Annotated in this window: 19 protein-coding genes; 5 read left to right on the top strand and 14 right to left on the bottom strand. The window is 62.2% G+C overall.

The features are described 5' to 3' along the window. Positions 1–714 (top strand): AAA family ATPase (locus ACK5L9_RS23350; protein WP_416913849.1); only part of this gene is annotated, 714 nt, incomplete at its 5' end. Positions 715–787: 73 nt separating this feature from the next. On the opposite strand, the gene ACK5L9_RS23345 is transcribed toward ACK5L9_RS23350, so the two are convergent. After that, complete coding sequence (locus tag ACK5L9_RS23345) at positions 788–1,696, bottom strand: 5'-methylthioadenosine/S-adenosylhomocysteine nucleosidase (protein WP_416913848.1); 909 nt, start codon at positions 1,694–1,696, stop codon at positions 788–790. Between the two features lie 142 nt (positions 1,697–1,838). Between ACK5L9_RS23345 and ACK5L9_RS23340 the strand changes: the two genes are divergently transcribed. From ACK5L9_RS23340 to msrA, 3 genes are all read left to right on the top strand, one after another. After that, on the top strand, positions 1,839–2,807 hold the full coding sequence (locus ACK5L9_RS23340; RefSeq protein ID WP_416913847.1) for an NAD(P)H-dependent flavin oxidoreductase: 969 nt from the start codon (positions 1,839–1,841) through the stop codon (positions 2,805–2,807). Positions 2,808–2,871: 64 nt separating this feature from the next. After that, positions 2,872–3,321 carry a peptide-methionine (R)-S-oxide reductase MsrB gene (gene msrB, locus ACK5L9_RS23335; protein WP_416913846.1) on the top strand — a complete coding sequence of 150 codons (450 nt, stop codon included), beginning with the start codon at positions 2,872–2,874 and terminating at the stop codon, positions 3,319–3,321. Beyond that, complete coding sequence (gene msrA / locus ACK5L9_RS23330; RefSeq protein ID WP_416913845.1) at positions 3,314–3,820, top strand: peptide-methionine (S)-S-oxide reductase MsrA; 507 nt, start codon at positions 3,314–3,316, stop codon at positions 3,818–3,820. The genes msrB and msrA overlap by 8 nt, the downstream gene beginning before the upstream one ends. Positions 3,821–3,862: 42 nt before the next feature. Here the strand turns inward: msrA and ACK5L9_RS23325 are convergent, their stop codons facing one another. The 11 genes from ACK5L9_RS23325 to ACK5L9_RS23275 all read right to left on the bottom strand — a co-directional run bounded on the left by ACK5L9_RS23325 (position 3,863) and on the right by ACK5L9_RS23275 (position 14,150). Then, positions 3,863–4,651, bottom strand: coding sequence for an amino acid ABC transporter ATP-binding protein (locus ACK5L9_RS23325; RefSeq protein WP_416913844.1), 789 nt, complete (start codon positions 4,649–4,651; stop codon positions 3,863–3,865). A 10-nt stretch (positions 4,652–4,661) separates the two neighbouring features. Then, a complete protein-coding gene (locus ACK5L9_RS23320) occupies positions 4,662–6,071 on the bottom strand; it encodes an amino acid ABC transporter permease (protein ID WP_416913850.1) in 1,410 nt (469 codons plus the stop codon). Between the two features lie 46 nt (positions 6,072–6,117). Then, positions 6,118–7,374 (bottom strand): amino acid ABC transporter permease, encoded by a 1,257-nt coding sequence (locus ACK5L9_RS23315; protein ID WP_416913843.1) that lies wholly within the window; start codon positions 7,372–7,374, stop codon positions 6,118–6,120. Positions 7,375–7,489: 115 nt separating this feature from the next. Then, complete coding sequence (locus ACK5L9_RS23310) at positions 7,490–8,506, bottom strand: amino acid ABC transporter substrate-binding protein (protein ID WP_416913842.1); 1,017 nt, start codon at positions 8,504–8,506, stop codon at positions 7,490–7,492. 183 nt (positions 8,507–8,689) lie between these two features. Beyond that, entirely contained in the window at positions 8,690–9,409 is a 720-nt protein-coding gene (locus ACK5L9_RS23305; RefSeq protein ID WP_416913841.1) for an ATP12 family chaperone protein, read from the bottom strand. Beyond that, positions 9,406–10,062, bottom strand: coding sequence for an HAD-IA family hydrolase (locus ACK5L9_RS23300; RefSeq protein ID WP_416913840.1), 657 nt, complete (start codon positions 10,060–10,062; stop codon positions 9,406–9,408). The genes ACK5L9_RS23305 and ACK5L9_RS23300 overlap by 4 nt, the downstream gene beginning before the upstream one ends. Continuing rightward, positions 10,059–11,102 (bottom strand): RluA family pseudouridine synthase, encoded by a 1,044-nt coding sequence (locus tag ACK5L9_RS23295; protein WP_416913839.1) that lies wholly within the window; start codon positions 11,100–11,102, stop codon positions 10,059–10,061. Before ACK5L9_RS23295 ends, ACK5L9_RS23300 begins: the two co-directional genes overlap by 4 nt. Continuing rightward, on the bottom strand, positions 11,099–11,473 hold the full coding sequence (crcB, locus tag ACK5L9_RS23290) for a fluoride efflux transporter CrcB (protein WP_416913838.1): 375 nt from the start codon (positions 11,471–11,473) through the stop codon (positions 11,099–11,101). Before crcB ends, ACK5L9_RS23295 begins: the two co-directional genes overlap by 4 nt. Before the next feature lie 31 nt (positions 11,474–11,504). Further along, entirely contained in the window at positions 11,505–12,821 is a 1,317-nt protein-coding gene (locus ACK5L9_RS23285) for a replication-associated recombination protein A (protein WP_416913837.1), read from the bottom strand. Positions 12,822–12,880: 59 nt separating this feature from the next. Further along, positions 12,881–13,471 (bottom strand): acyl-homoserine-lactone synthase, encoded by a 591-nt coding sequence (locus ACK5L9_RS23280; protein WP_416913836.1) that lies wholly within the window; start codon positions 13,469–13,471, stop codon positions 12,881–12,883. Between the two features lie 67 nt (positions 13,472–13,538). Then, positions 13,539–14,150, bottom strand: coding sequence for an autoinducer binding domain-containing protein (locus tag ACK5L9_RS23275; protein WP_416913835.1), 612 nt, complete (start codon positions 14,148–14,150; stop codon positions 13,539–13,541). Between the two features lie 97 nt (positions 14,151–14,247). Here ACK5L9_RS23275 and ACK5L9_RS23270 point away from each other — a divergent pair, with 97 nt between their 5' ends. Beyond that, positions 14,248–14,454, top strand: a complete 207-nt coding sequence (locus tag ACK5L9_RS23270; protein WP_416913834.1) for a hypothetical protein — start codon at positions 14,248–14,250, stop codon at positions 14,452–14,454. Positions 14,455–14,479: 25 nt separating this feature from the next. Here ACK5L9_RS23270 and rplQ read toward each other — a convergent pair whose 3' ends face one another. Together rplQ and ACK5L9_RS23260 are read right to left on the bottom strand one after the other, a co-directional pair. Continuing rightward, the gene (rplQ, locus tag ACK5L9_RS23265) at positions 14,480–14,899 is read right to left on the bottom strand and encodes a 50S ribosomal protein L17 (protein WP_416913833.1); all 420 of its coding nucleotides are present in this window, start codon (positions 14,897–14,899) and stop codon (positions 14,480–14,482) included. Positions 14,900–15,023: 124 nt separating this feature from the next. Next, positions 15,024–15,278 (bottom strand): DNA-directed RNA polymerase subunit alpha C-terminal domain-containing protein (locus ACK5L9_RS23260; RefSeq protein WP_416913832.1); only part of this gene is annotated, 255 nt, incomplete at its 5' end.

Raw genomic sequence — 15,278 nt, 5'->3', positions numbered from 1 at the left:
GCGCGGCTGATCGGCGCGCCTCCGGGCTATGTCGGCTATGACGAGGGCGGCGTGCTGACCGAGGCGGTGCGGCGCCGGCCCTATGCGGTGATCCTGTTCGACGAGGTCGAAAAGGCGCATCCCGACGTGTTCAACGTGCTGTTGCAGGTGCTGGACGACGGTGTTCTGACCGACGGTCAGGGCCGCCGCGTCGATTTCAAGAACGCGCTGATCGTCCTGACCTCGAACCTTGGATCACAGGCGCTGTCCACGCTGCCCGAAAGCGCGGATTCGACCGATGCCCGCCATCAGGTGATGGAGGCGGTGCGGGCGCATTTCCGCCCCGAATTCCTGAACCGGCTGGACGAGATCATCATCTTCCGCCGCCTGACACGCGACAACATGGACGGCATCGTTCGTATTCAGTTGTGGCGTCTGGAACAACGGCTTGCTGCGCGCAAGATCGCGCTGGAACTGGACGACAAGGCGATGAAATGGCTGGCCGACGAAGGCTATGACCCGGTCTTCGGTGCCCGCCCGCTGAAACGCGTGATCCAGCGCGCCTTGCAGGATCCGCTGGCAGAAATGCTGCTGTCGGGCGAGGTGCTGGACGGCCAGACCGTCAATGTCAGCGCGGGCAGCGACGGGCTGCTGGTCGGCGACCATATAGGCCGCGCCGGAACCAAGCTGGGTGCAGTCGGCGAAGGCCCGAAAGCCGACGCGACCTTGCACTAAGACCCGACCGCCCCGCCAGCGATGGCGGGGCGGTCAGCCCCCGCTGGCGGACATGAATCCGTGGCCTCCAACCTCATTCCTCGGGCAACGCCGCCAGAAACCGCTTGACCAGCAGGGCCGAATTTTCGGCGGCCAGCGACATGAAAACACCCATCTCGTTCTCGCCTTCGCCGCCTCCGGCCAGATCAGACAGCGACCGGAAGGCGATGAACGGCACCTGATTGGACCATGCCACCTGCGCCACGGCAGCGGATTCCATATCCACCACCTGCGCGTCAAAAGTCTGGAAAATCCAGTCCCTGACGCCCGCATTGTCCAGAAAGGCCGAACCCGACACGCCGTTACCGCCAAGATGAATCTGCGGGGCATGGGACAGGCAGGCATTGTCGGCATTGCATTCGGCAAGCTCGGTATCACCCGCGACCTGACGAGCGGTCGCCAACAGGACAGGATCGGCAGGGAACCAGAAATGCGCCTCGGGTTCGCCCCGATCCGAGGCAACAGTGGTTTCGCGGGTAAAGATCATGCCGTAATTCGCAAATGGCGAGGTCATGAAGGACGGAATCGCGAACTGGCCGCCGGTTTCGCGAGCCAGCACCGTTTCCAGATACTGCCCCCACTGATCTGCCACGACCACATCGCCGATCCTCAGCGACGGATCGACACCGCCCGCAATGCCGGAAAACACGATCCCGCTGATGCTGAAATGATCCAGCGCCAGTTGCGTCGTCATCGCCGCATTGACCATCGACACACCCGACAGGAACAGCACTACCTCCCTGCCCGCCAACGTGCCGGTCACAAATTCGGTGCCGTTGATCCTGTGGGTCTGTGCGCCCTCAAGATCCGCCTTAAGGCTGACCCATTCCGGCGGAAAGGCCGAAATGACGGCCATTCGGGCAACATCGTCCTGCGCCAGCGACGCGGCAGGTACGGAACAAATTGCCACCGCAGCGACAACGGACAGGTATCTTGCAATCATGACTTACGATCCTTTCCATATGAAATCCGGGCCATGATGGCCCAGGCAACGCACCCTGCCAATTCCCCGCGTATTGTCGCAGCGTCAGTCTTGTCCGGCACACCGCAAATACCCATCCTCTGATCATCACAAGGAGGATTTCATGCTGCCCCCCATCCTGCAAAACCTGCGCATTCCCGTTGTCGGCTCACCCATGTTCATCGTGTCGGGCCCCGAGCTGGTCATCGCGCAGTGCAAGGCCGGCATCGTCGGCAGCTTTCCGGCGCTGAACGCCCGCGAGAAGGAGGGTGAGCCAATCCAGCTTGACCTGTGGCTGACCCGCATCGCCGAGGAACTGGACCGCCACAATCAGGCCAATCCCGACCGGCCCGCTGCGCCCTTCGCCGTCAACCAGATCGTCCATCGCAGTAATGCCCGGCTGGAACGCGACATCGAAATCTGCCACCGTCACCGCGTGCCAATCTGGATCACCTCGCTTGGCGCGCGGACCGAGGTGAACGAGGCCGCCCATGATTGCGGCGGGATTACCCTGCACGACATCATCAACAACCGCTTTGCGCGCAAGGCCATCGAAAAGGGTGCCGACGGGCTGATCGCCGTGGCGGCGGGCGCGGGCGGACATGCCGGGCCGCAATCGCCCTTTGCGCTGATTCAGGAAATCCGCGACTGGTTCGATGGTCCGCTGCTGCTGTCGGGGTCCATCGCGACCGGGCGCGCGATCCTTGCCGCGCAGGCCATGGGGGCCGATCTGGCCTATATCGGCAGCCCCTTCATCGCCACGACCGAGGCGAATGCCCAGCCGGAATACAAGCAGATGATCGTCGAATCCGGGGCGATGGATATTGTGACCTCGTCGCTGTTCACCGGGGTGTCGGGAAATTATCTGGCGCCGTCCATCCGCAATGCCGGGCTTGACCCCGAGGCGCTGGCCCATGCTGATGCCAGCAGCATGGATTTCAGTCAGGGATCCTCCAAGCCCAAGGCCTGGAGCACGATCTGGGGCAGCGGTCAGGGCATCGGCGCGGTGCGCGAGATCCTGCCCGCTGCGGTACAGATCGACCGTCTTGTTGCAGAATATGCAGCCGCAAGGGCCGCGATGGCACAGCTTTGATCTTTGCGCGGGGCGTTCCGGCCCCCATATTGGGCCGGAACAGTCATCACCCGTGGAGGATGTAGTGGTTTACCGCAAGACACCGGATGCAATCGGCCGCCTGACGCCGGAACAATATCGCGTCACGCAAGAGAACGGCACCGAACGGGCCTTTACCGGTGAATATGACCATCATTTCGAACCGGGGCTGTATGTCGATGTGGTCTCGGGCGAACCTCTGTTCACCTCTTCCGCAAAATATAACTCTGGCTGCGGCTGGCCCGCCTTTACGAAACCCGTCGATGACAACGTGACCGAACATCGCGATGTCAGCCACGGCATGATCCGCACCGAGGTGCGGTCGCGTCACGGCAACAGCCATCTGGGCCATGTTTTCCCCGACGGACCCCGGCAGGCCGGTGGGCTGCGCTATTGCATCAACTCGGCCTCGCTGCGCTTTGTCCCGCGCGACCGGATGGAGGCCGAAGGATACGGCGCATGGCTGGATCAGGTTTCGGAGGCACAGCATGGCTGAGCGTGCAGTACTGGCCGGAGGCTGCTTTTGGGGCATGGAGGATCTGATCGGGCGTCTGGCGGGGGTGATTACCACGCGGGTCGGCTATACTGGCGGCGATGTGGCGAACGCGACCTATCGCAATCACGGCACCCATGCAGAAGGAATCGAGGTGATCTTTGACCCCTCGATCCTGACCTATCGCCGCCTGCTGGAGTTCTTTTTCCAGATCCACGACCCGACCACCCCGAACCGGCAGGGCAATGACATCGGCAGCAGCTATCGCTCGGCCATCTATTTCATCGACGATACGCAGCGGCAGATGGCCATCGACACGATCGCCGATGTGAACGCCTCGGGCATCTGGCCGGGCAATGTCGTGACCGAGCTGGAACCGGCAGGCGATTTCTGGGAGGCAGAGCCAGAACACCAGAACTATCTTGAACGGTTCCCCAACGGCTATACCTGCCATTTCCCGCGCCCGAACTGGGTTCTTCCCAAACGCAGCGCCGCCGAATAGGCGCATGGACGGGTGCCCGGCCCCAAGGCCGGGCACCGGGCGTCAGTGACCCAAAATCTGACTTAGGAACAGCTTGGTCCGTTCCGATTGCGGGTTGTTGAAGAAATCATGCGGGTTGTTCTGTTCAACGATCTGGCCCTGATCCATAAAGATCACCCGGTTCGCCACCGCCTGCGCAAAGCCCATCTCATGCGTGACGCACAACATGGTCATGCCTTCCTCGGCCAGTTCGATCATCGTGTCCAGAACCTCTTTGATCATCTCGGGATCCAGCGCCGAGGTCGGTTCATCGAACAGCATGATCCGGGGCTGCATGCACAAGGACCGCGCAATCGCCACGCGCTGCTGCTGGCCACCCGATAATTGCCCCGGATATTTGCCCGCCTGTTCAGGGATCTTGACCTTTTCCAGAAAGCGCATCGCGGTTTCCTCGGCCTGTTTCTTGGGTGTCTTGCGCACCCAGATCGGCGCGAGAGTGCAGTTTTCCAGGACGGTCAGATGCGGAAACAGGTTGAAATGCTGGAACACCATGCCAACCTCGGACCGGACCTTGTCGATATTCTTGATATCGCTGGTCAGTTCGATCCCGTCCACGACGATGCGGCCTGACTGATGTTCCTCAAGCCGGTTGATGCAGCGGATCATCGTGGATTTGCCCGACCCCGAAGGCCCGGCGATGACGATCCTTTCGCCCCGGTGGACGGTCAGGTCGATGTCGCGCAGGACGTGGAACGTCCCGTACCATTTGTTCATGCGGGCGATTTCGATGGCAATCTCGTCGCTGACGGCCATCTGGCTGCGGTCGATATCGCGGGTGACGGCTTCGCTCATGTTGGCCTCCTTACCTGTGGTCACGACGCAGCCGGCGTTCCAGATACATGGAATAGCGCGACATGCTGAAGCAGATGATGAAGAAAATGGCGCCGACAAAGATGAACGGCTCCCAGTAGATGCCCTTCCAGGCGAAATTCGCGCGGACGAAATCGGAAATGCCCTTCAGCGGGTCGAACAGACCCACAAAGGTCACAAGCGTCGTGTCCTTGAACATCCCGATAAAGGTCGAGACGATGCCGGGGATGCTGATTTTCAACGCCTGCGGCAGGATGATCAGCCGCTGCGCCTTCCAGTAATCCAGCCCCAGCGCATCGGCGGCCTCGTACTGGCCCTTGGGCAGGGCGGCCAGTCCGCCGCGGATCACCTCGGCCATATAGGCGGCGGCAAAGATCGTCACCATGATGATCACGCGCAGGATGATGTCGAAGGTCGTGCCCGGCGGCAGGAAATAGTTCAGCAGCAGCGAGGCCACGAACAGCAGGCTGATCAGCGGCACGCCCCGGATGAACTCGATGAACATCACGGCCAGCGTGTGCACAAGGAACATGTCCGACCGCCGCGCCAGCGCCAGAACGATCCCCAGCGGCAGCGACAGCGCGATCCCGGCAACGCCAATGGTGATCGCCAGAAGGAAACCGCCGAACTGATCCGACGTCACGCGCGCAATGCCAAGCGGCAGGATGCTGTGCAGCCAGCCCGCCACATCACCGGCAAGGAATATCCACCACAGCGGCGCAATCAGCAGCCCCGCCACAACGGCCAGCATGGGCGAGACGCGGGCGACGAGGTTCCAGCCCAGATAGGCAAGCGCAAACCCCGCCAGCACCATCAGCGGCCCCCATAGGCTGCCGCCCCACAACAGCCAGACCCCCAGCAGCGGATAGACCGCCGAAAAGGCGATCAGACGCATGGGCTGGCGTTCAGCGATGATGGTCGCCCCGATCATGACCGCGGCGGCCAGCAGGAAGGCCAGCAGCGGCACGCCCACCGACTGCGTGAAGATCAGCGTCGCGACGGTCGCGACGACCAGCACCACCCGCCGGATCATGCGCGATTCGGAAAACAGCACCGGTGCCAGCGCCACCAGCAGCAGGCCAAAGGCCAGCAGCGGGCGCCAATAGAACTGCGGCGGATAGAAGCCAAAGATGTACTGATGCCAGCGTTCGCGAATGACGGCGAAACAGGCGCCGCGCGCACCCTCGCCCCAGGTCTCGGCGATGATCTTGCGGCAATCGGCCAGACTGCCCGCGTTCCAGACGGAATGCGCGAACCAGTCCCAGAAATGGCTGACCAGAAACCAGATGATCGCCAGACCCAGCAGCGTCAGAACCGTGTTGACCGGCCCCGAAAACAGGTTGTCGCGCAGCCACCTGATCACCCCCGCCTCGCGGGCCGGGGGCGGTTGCGGCGGCAGCATCGCGTCGCGGACAAAGGCGAGGGAACTGGCGTGAAGATCGCTCATTCTACCGCTCCTTCAGTTTGACGCGGGCGTTGAAGATATTCATCCCGCCCGAGATGATCAGGCTAAGGATCAGGTAAACCAGCATCATCAGCACGATGCTTTCCAGTTCGCGTCCCGTCTGGTTCAGCGTCGTACCGCCCAGGGTGCCGCGCAGGTCCATATAGCCCACCGCAATCGCCAGCGAGCTGTTCTTCATCAGGTTCAGATATTGCGAGATCAGCGGAGGAATGATCACCCGCAGCGCCTGCGGCAGGATCACAAGGCTCATGGTGCGGTTCGGTTGCAGACCCAGGGCATAGGCGGCCTCGGTCTGGCCCTTGCTGACAGCCAGAATGCCGCCTCGCACGATTTCAGCGATAAAGGCCCCGGTATACAGCGTCAGCGCCAGCCACAGCGCGACCAGCGCGTTCTGGACGTTCAGCCCGCCTGCAAAGTTAAAGCCCTTCAGTTCCGGCGGCACCAGATGCAGCCCGAAATAAATGATCAGCAGCAGCGACGGAAGCACCATCACCGCCAGGCTTTTCCACCATGTCACCGGGCGCCGGCCCGTCTGGTCCTGCACGCGCTGCGCATGGGCAGCAATGGCCCGGTGAATGGCCCATCCGCCAGTCAGCACCGCCAGAAAGGCGATGGTTGCCCAACTGACCATGATCCGCGCACCCAGATCCAGAACGCCGGGATCGTTGGTCATGGCCAGCGTCGGAATGGCGGTATAGCGGTTGGTCAGCGCGACATTGTCGAACAGGATCATCGACCATGCCGGATTTTCCCCGCGATAGGCATTTGGCGCGGGCAGAATCTCGGTAAAGATCGCATAGATGATCAGAATCCACAGCATCAGCGGGATGTTGCGGAACATCTCGACATAGACGGTCATCAGGCGCGCGAACAGCCAGTTGTTCGACAGCCGCGCCACGCCCACCGTGATGCCCAGAATGGTGGCCGCCACACAGCCCAGAACCGAAATGATGATCGTGTTCAGCAGCCCCACCACGGCGGCGCGCAGATGCGTGTCATCCGAGGTGTAGGGGATCGGCGTCTGGGGAATGTCGTAACCCGCCCGCTGGAACAGAAAGCCGAAATTGAAGTCCTTGCCCAGGGCGCTGAGGTTGCGGACGATATTTCCAAGCAACCACCAGCCAAAGGCCATGACAAGGATGAACACGATCACCTGAAAGGTCATGGACCGGTAACGCCGGTCATAGATCAGCATACTTGGCCGGAACGGCGCGGCCACCGGAACCGTGGCGTCTGTCATGTTCTGTTTTTCCCCGTTGGCCGGCCTGCAGCTTTGCCGCTGCTTTCTCGCGACCGGTCCTTGCCGTGCCAAAGTTGCGGGGGCGCCAAGGCGTCCCCGCATCGTTTCGTGCCGATCAACGGAAAGGAGGCGCGTACATCAGGCCGCCCTGCGTCCATTGCGCATTCAGGCCACGGGCCAGCCCGATCGGGGTTTCCTCGCCGATATTCTTGGCGAAAATTTCGCCGTAATTGCCGCTGGCCAGAATGGCCCGCTTGGCCCATTCCTTGTCCAGCCCGATCATCGCGCCCAGATCGTCGGTCACGCCCAGCAGGCGCTGCACTTCGGGGTTCTGCGACGATTTGATCAGTTCATCGACATTTTTCGAGGTGACGCCATATTCCTCGGCAGCGATCAGCGCGAACAGTGTCCAGCGGACAATGTCGCCCCAGTTGTTGTCGCCGTGGCGCACCGCCGGCCCCAGAGGCTCTTTCGAGATGATCTCGGGCAGGATGATGTGGTTTTCGGGGTCGGCAAAGGCCGCGCGGGTCGCCGCAAGGCCCGAGGCGTCGGTCGTATAGGCGTCGCAGGCACCGGCCATGTATTGCTGTTCGCCCTCGGCATTGCTGTCGATATTTACGGGCTGATAGCTCATGTTGTTGGCCTTGAAGTAATCGGCCAGGTTCAGTTCGGTGGTGGTGCCGGTCTGGATGCAGATCGTCGCGCCGTCCAGTTCCTTGGCGCTGGTCACGCCAAGATCCTTGCGGACCATGAAGCCCTGACCGTCATAATAGTTCACGCCCGGAAAATCCAGTTTCAGATCCGTATCGCGCGAAAAGGTCCAGGTCGAGTTGCGCGCCAGAACATCCACCTCGCCCGAGGACAGGCCCGTGAAACGGGTCTGGCCGGTCAGCGGGACGAACTTGGTCTTGGCAGGATCGCCCAGAACCGCTGCGGCGATTGCCTTGCACAAATCGATGTCAAACCCGGTCCAGTTGCCATTCGCGTCCGGAGCCGCGAAACCGACAAGGCCGGTATTGACGCCGCAGTTCAATTCGCCGCGCGCTTTCACATCAGCCAGCGTATCGGCAACGCTGACCGACGCTGCCAAGCCGGCAACTGTGAAACAGCCAATAAATACCGCTATTTTCATATCTACCTCTTTGTTGGGTCTCCGGGCTTGCAGCTTTGTCATTCCCAGACCCTGGGGTTGTTAGGCCGCTTCGCCAGGCCGCCTGATTGTGCCGGATGATGTCAATAAGACACTGCCCCGGTTAGCAATCATTCTGCCCATCCGTTCCGGCAGGTCAAGCTAGACGCAGGTATGAGCTGACCTTCACGTGAGGTAAAGGCGCGACAATTCCCGAAAACGGGCGGCCAAAAGCATCGCGGAACGCCGGTATTCGGCGGCCTGCTGCGCCTCATTGTCCTCTCCCCAACGGGCTGCCTGAAACCGTTCGTCGATTCGCGACAGGTGAAACGCCTCGTCCGCGCCCAGCCTTCCCTCGATGACGGCCAGCCCCAGCAGCAGTGAACCGGGCAGGGTGACAAGATCATGCAAGGCGGTCAAACCAAAGGGTTCCAGCGCATGCACCCGCGCCCGCAACCGGGCCAAAGAGGCAGAGGGCTGTTCGACCGGAATCACACCATGGGTGATGCGCAGCGGTGCGTTCAACTGCGTCGCAGCCCAGTCGATCACCGGATCCCATCCCTCGGCCTGCAAACGCACCAGATCCTCGGGGGCGTCGGCGCGATAGCATAGCAGGTCCGTCCCGCCATAGGCGGTCAGCATATCCGCGACCTCGGCGAATTTCGGCGTCACCTTTTCAATGGCCGAATTTGCGGCACGGGTCAGCGGCATCGAATTGGGGTTGATCACATCGTCCTGCGCGTCCCATTCCTGCGCAATCGCGTCGGCCAATGCACGGGCAGGCAGCAACAGCGCGTGTTTGCCCGGCGTCCGCACCGGGCGACCGTCCAGCAAAACCTCGAATCCGCCATCGGCCTGCCGGACCGCCGCCGCCTTCCAGAACCGTCTGGCTTTCCATTCGCTCATGCCGCCCACTCCACAATTCTGGCGGTCAGGGCCGGAAAATCCGGCGCGACGAAAGCCGCGCCCGCCTGTTGCAGCGCCGAAACCGGGTGATAGCCCCATGCGACACCAAACCCCGTCACACCCGCTGCCCGCGCCATCAGCATGTCAAAGCTGGTATCCCCGATCATCACAGCATCCGCCGCCGCGACCCCCGCATCATCCAGCGCCGCGTGCAGCATGTCGGGCGTAGGTTTTGAGGGGTGATCGTCCGCCGATTGCAACGACACGAAGCGGCCATGCAGGTCATGCGCCTCGATCATCGCCCGCAAACCTCGCCGCGATTTGCCCGTCGCCACCGCCAGCAACATGTCAGGCCGCGCCGCCAGCGCATCCAGACAATCCCGCGCGCCGGGATAAAGCGGTGCCTCTCCGGCAGTGCGGACCTGCGTGAACGCCGCCCGATAGGCTGCGACGATCCGCGCCTGTGTCTGTTCATCGGCCTGCGGCACAAGCCGGGCAATCGCCACGTGCAGCGACAGGCCGACAATGCCCAGCACCTGCGCCCGCGCAACCGGCGGAAGGCCGGCCTGTTCGAACGCCACATTCATCGCGGCGCAGATATGATGCTGGCTGTCGATCAGCGTGCCATCGACATCGAAAACGGCCAGTTTCATTCATCCTCCGCGAAAGGATCGGCGGGCACATCGTTTTCGTGCCAGCCCAAAGTTTTCCATGTCCGGCGCATATGTTCGGGCAAGGGCGCGGTCAGGGTGGTGCGTTCGCGGGTGATCGGGTGGTCAAAGGACAGGCTGCGGGCGTGCAGATGCAGCTTGCGGCTGATTTCTCCGCCCAGTTGCGCGCCCCAGCCATCGCCCATGTTTTCCTGACCCGAGCCGCCATATTTGCCATCGCCAACAATGGGATGGCCCAGCTCGGCCATATGCGCGCGCAACTGATGGGTGCGGCCCGTGATCGGCACCAGCGCGCACCAGCTTGCCCGTGTGGCAAGGGCATCCAGCACGGCGTAATCGGTGGTGGCACGTTTCGCGCCCTCGGTCGCGGCAATGTCGCGGGGATGGACGCAGACCATCTTTTCCCCCTCGCCGCCGCGCCCATGCCCCGGCGCCTTGACCAGACCATAGCGAATCGTGCCCATGCGCGGATTTGGTACGCCCGCGACGGCGGCCCAGTATATCTTGCGCGTGGTGCGGGACCGAAACGCCTCGGACAGGGCGCGGGCGACGCGGTCGGTGCGGGCCAGCAGCAGGATACCGGACGTATCCTTGTCCAGCCGGTGTACCAGCTTGGGCCGGTCCTTATAGCCGAACATCAGCGCTGCGGTCAGCCCGTCCACATGCCGGTCCCCTTGCCCGCTGCCGCCCTGCGACGGCAGACCCGGAGGCTTGTTCAGCGCGATGATATGCTGATCCTTCCACAGCACCGCCTGCTGGATCATCTTTTCGTCGGATGCCGCAATCGCGGGCCGGGCTTTCGCCGGTGCCGGTGCCGCATCGGGCAAGGGCGGCACGCGCACCTCTTGCCCCGGCCCGACACGGCTATTCGCCTTGACCCGCCCGCCATCGACACGCAATTGCCCGGTGCGGCACATCTTTTCGACGGCACCCTGCGTCAGTTGCGGGAATTTCCGCTTCAGCCAGCGATCCAGCCTCTGATCGCCCTCATCCGCGCCCACGCGAATCATCTGCACGCTCATGCCCACAGTCCCCGTCCGATGGCCAGACCCGCGATCACCGCCGCCAGAGACAGCACGACCGAGCCTGCCACATAGATCGCCGCGCCCATCGCCTGCCCGCGCTGCCAAAGGGTCAGCGCGTCCAGCGAAAAGGCCGAAAACGTGGTGAACCCGCCAAGCATGCCGGTCATGAGCAGCGGCGCGTAATGGTTGTTCCAGCGATGCGCCATCAGCGCGGCCAGCAGCCCCATCGCAAGGCTGCCCAGAATATTGACCAGGGCCGTCGCGACGGGAAAACCCGGCCCGTGCGACGCCATCGCCCGCACTACGGCAAAGCGGGCCACGGCCCCCGTCGCCCCGCCAAGTGCCACCTGAAGATACGCATTCATCATGGCGCGGTCCTGATCTGGGTCGCAGACAAAGTCAACCGCCGCGTTTCAGCCGTTGCGCGACAAACCAGTCCAGCCGCTTTTTCAACTCTCGCTCGAACCCGCGCTCGACCGGAGCGTACAGGACCGGGCGCTTCATGCCGTCAGGGAAATAGTTCTGCCCGCTGAACCCGTCCTCGGCATCGTGATCATAGGCGTAGCCCGCGCCATAGCCCTGTTCCTTCATCATCTTTGTCGGTGCGTTCAGGATATGCGCCGGGGGCATCAGGCTGCCGGTGCGTTTCGCCTCGGCCCGCGCGCCCTTGTAGGCGACGTAACCCGCATTCGATTTCGGGGCCAACGCCAGATAGATCACCGCCTGAGCCAGCGCCAGCTCACCCTCGGGGCTGCCAAGGCGTTCATACATGGCCCAGGCGTCCAGACAATGCCGCGCGGCGGCGGGATCGGCCAGCCCGATATCCTCGACCGCCATGCGGGTGATGCGGCGGGCCAGATAGCGGGGATCCTCGCCCCCCTCCAGCATGCGGGCAAACCAGTACAGGGCGGCGTCCGGGTCGCTGCCACGCACCGATTTGTGCAGCGCCGAAATCAGGTTGTAATGTTCTTCCCCCGACTTGTCGTATTTCGCCGCGCGCCGCATCAGCCGCTGCGCCATGACCGGGGCATCGACCGGGGCGCCGGTTTTCCACGCCGCAATCTGTTCGATCAGATTCAGCACCGCCCGCCCGTCGCCATCCGCCATATCCAAAAGCGCGGTCCGTGCCCCGGGCGTCAGGGGCAGCTTGCGGCCCAGTTCCTGTTCGGCCCGCTGCGCCAGCCGTTCCAGATCGGCCACAGCCAGCCGTTCCAGCACGATCACCTGCGCCCGCGACATGACGGCGGCGTTCAGTTCGAACGAGGGGTTTTCGGTCGTCGCCCCGACCAGCAGGATCGTCCCGTCCTCCATATGCGGCAGAAAGCTGTCCTGCTGCGCCTTGTTGAAACGGTGGATTTCATCGACGAATAACAGCGTCCCGCGCCCCTGCTGACGGCGCAGGCGCGCAGCATCGAACACCTTGCGCAATTCGGGCACGCCGGAAAAGATTGCGCTGATCTGGACGAAGGCCAGATCGGTTTCCTGTGCAAGCAGGCGGGCGATGGTCGTCTTGCCGACGCCGGGCGGCCCCCACAGGATCAGCGATGACAGGCTGCCGGATGCCAGCATCGACCCCAACGGACCGTCCGGCCCCAGCACCTTGTCCTGGCCGATCACATCCGCCATGCGCACTGGACGGATACGATCAGCCAAGGGCCTTACCGCCGGGGAAGGCGGCGGGCCGGATGAGGCGGGGGGGTCGAAAAGATCAGCCATGACGGTCGCATCATAGGGCCGCCGCGACAAGGCGAACAGCCCTCTTCGACCCGCCGGGATCAGTGCATCTTGGGCACCAGATTGATCGCCACGCACTGAAATTCGCCATCGTCGATCCACATCCGGCGACCGATCGCCTCGGCCTCAAGCCCGCAGCGGCCATACCAGCGTTCCCAGTTCGCCCCGGTCAGCGCGATCAGCCGCGTGGCACCCAGTTCCCGCGCGGTGCTGGTCATCGCCTCGACCATCTTGAAATGGACCCGGCGGCGATAGATCTGGGGGATCGAATGGCAGACGAATACACGAGAGCATTCCCAGCTATGCCCATCCACCGGTGCCTCGGCATGCAGCAAATCCTGCGGGATCGAGCCGCCCAGAATCCCCTTTTGCGCATCGCGGATCATATAGCTGTAGATTCCGCAGCGGGCGGTGGTCGGCGTCAGGCGGATACCCGCAAGGATCTGCCCCTTGTCGTGGATCGCGATCCAGCGGCTTTGCGGCGTGTCGTACTGATCGAACTCCATGTCGTCGGCTTCGGGCAGATCCCAGTTCTTCTGAATGATGAAACTTTGTTTGCGGGCCCGGAACAGGTTGGCGAACAGTTCGCCGTGGTTGTGAAGGTTGGCGAAGGATAGGGTGGTCGTCTGCATGGAAAATACTCCTGGGGTGTGAGGTATCCTCCCCCCGCAGCCTCACGGTTCCCCTGGGCGACGCGTCTTACAGCAGACGGTAATCCTTGGCACGCTGAAGAGCCTCGGCGGTTGTACGGGCCATCAAACGTTCCCGCACCGAAATCAACCTTGCTTTAAAAGCGCTTTCTGTAATACCAAGCTTGGCCGCAGCCGCTGCATGACGGTCGCCCTCCGCAATGCAACGAAGGGCTTCTTTCTGAGCCTTCGTCAGGCTCGCCGGTGGCTCGGTCATTTCGTGAAGCCGCCGTACCGTTGTCGAGACCTCGGCGATCTCGTCATCCGTAAATTCCCGTTCACCATTCGCAAAGCTGGCAATGGTGCGTGACTGGATCGGCCCGAAGGCGACGGTCAGTCCGTATGTCAGCCCGTGATCGGCTGCATCCTTGAGAATGTTGAACGGGTCCGGTACCGGAAGGCTGGACCAGCGGCAAGCACCTGTTGTCGAAAACCCCCACGCGATTGTGGGATCCCGCAGCGCGTATCCGTTTTGCGAATAAAACTCGGACCATTCCTCGGCATAGGTCTGAAACTGCATCAGAGGGGCGGCAAACCGGATGTGCAGGGCAGCGAAGTATCCGGCCGGGGCAATCTTGCCCAGCTTTCTCAGTGCAGCATTGATGTCGGCGCGTGGGGACATGACTTTTTAGACAAATTGTGTTCACTACGATCAACACACAAGATAATAATGACAACCATTGGTTGCTAGATAGTTAATTGCCTGGATTTAATATGCCATGATCGTGTTTCGTCACTTTTCGGACCTTCCCGACGAATTGAGCCAGCAGTTGCTGGCGTTTTCTACGGCAGGACAACTTTCCGACAGCGAAATCGGCGAAGTCGCAGTTGCATTGAAACAGCACTTTTTGCATCGTCCCAACATCTTTTCGCGAGTTATTGAACAAAAAAACACCCCGAGGCTGCATCAGCCACGGGGCATGTGATTCGGTCGGCCAGCTTTTTTGGCGACTATTCCGCTGCGTCAGCCTCTGCTTCCAGCCGGGCGCGGTCTGCCGCACCCTTGGCGGCGGGATCGCGGTCAACCAGTTCGATGATCGCCATCGGGGCCATGTCGCCGTAACGGAAGCCGGCCTTCAGCACGCGGGCGTAACCGCCCTGACGGTCCTTGTAGCGCGCGCCCAGAACGTCGAACAGCTTGGCGACATACTGATCCTGCTTCAGTTGCGCGGCGGCCTGACGGCGGGCATGCAGATCGCCACGCTTGGCCAGCGTGATCAGCTTTTCGATGATCGGACGCAGTTCCTTGGCCTTGGGCAGGGTGGTCTTGATTTGCTCGTGTTCGATCAACGAGCCGGCCATGTTCGCGAACAGTGCCTTGCGGTGTTCGTGGGTGCGGTTAAGGCGGCGATAGCCGCGTGCGTGACGCATGATGATACTCCTTGAACATCTTTTTTTGCTTTGTCCGGCGGCCCTTGCGTACAGGCCGCTCTCCTTGGGGCGGGACGCCCGTTTTCCGGGGCGCGGCACAAGCGCCGCCCCCCTTATTTCCGTATCAGAACTGGTCGTCGAAACGCTTGGCCAGATCCTCGATATTTTCAGGCGGCCAGTCCACGACATCCATGCCCAGATGCAGGCCCATGCCGGACAGCACCTCTTTGATCTCGTTCAGCGACTTGCGGCCAAAGTTCGGGGTGCGCAGCATCTCGGCTTCGGTTTTCTGGATCAGATCGCCGATATAGACGATATTGTCGTTCTTCAGGCAGTTGGCCGAACGGACGGACAGTTCCAGCTCGTCCACCTTCTTGAG

Origin of the sequence: Paracoccus sp. (in: a-proteobacteria) (assembly GCF_047973135.1) — a bacterium.
In the GTDB taxonomy this organism is placed as follows: domain Bacteria; phylum Pseudomonadota; class Alphaproteobacteria; order Rhodobacterales; family Rhodobacteraceae; genus Paracoccus.
This window is presented reverse-complemented; position numbering and strand designations above follow the sequence as displayed.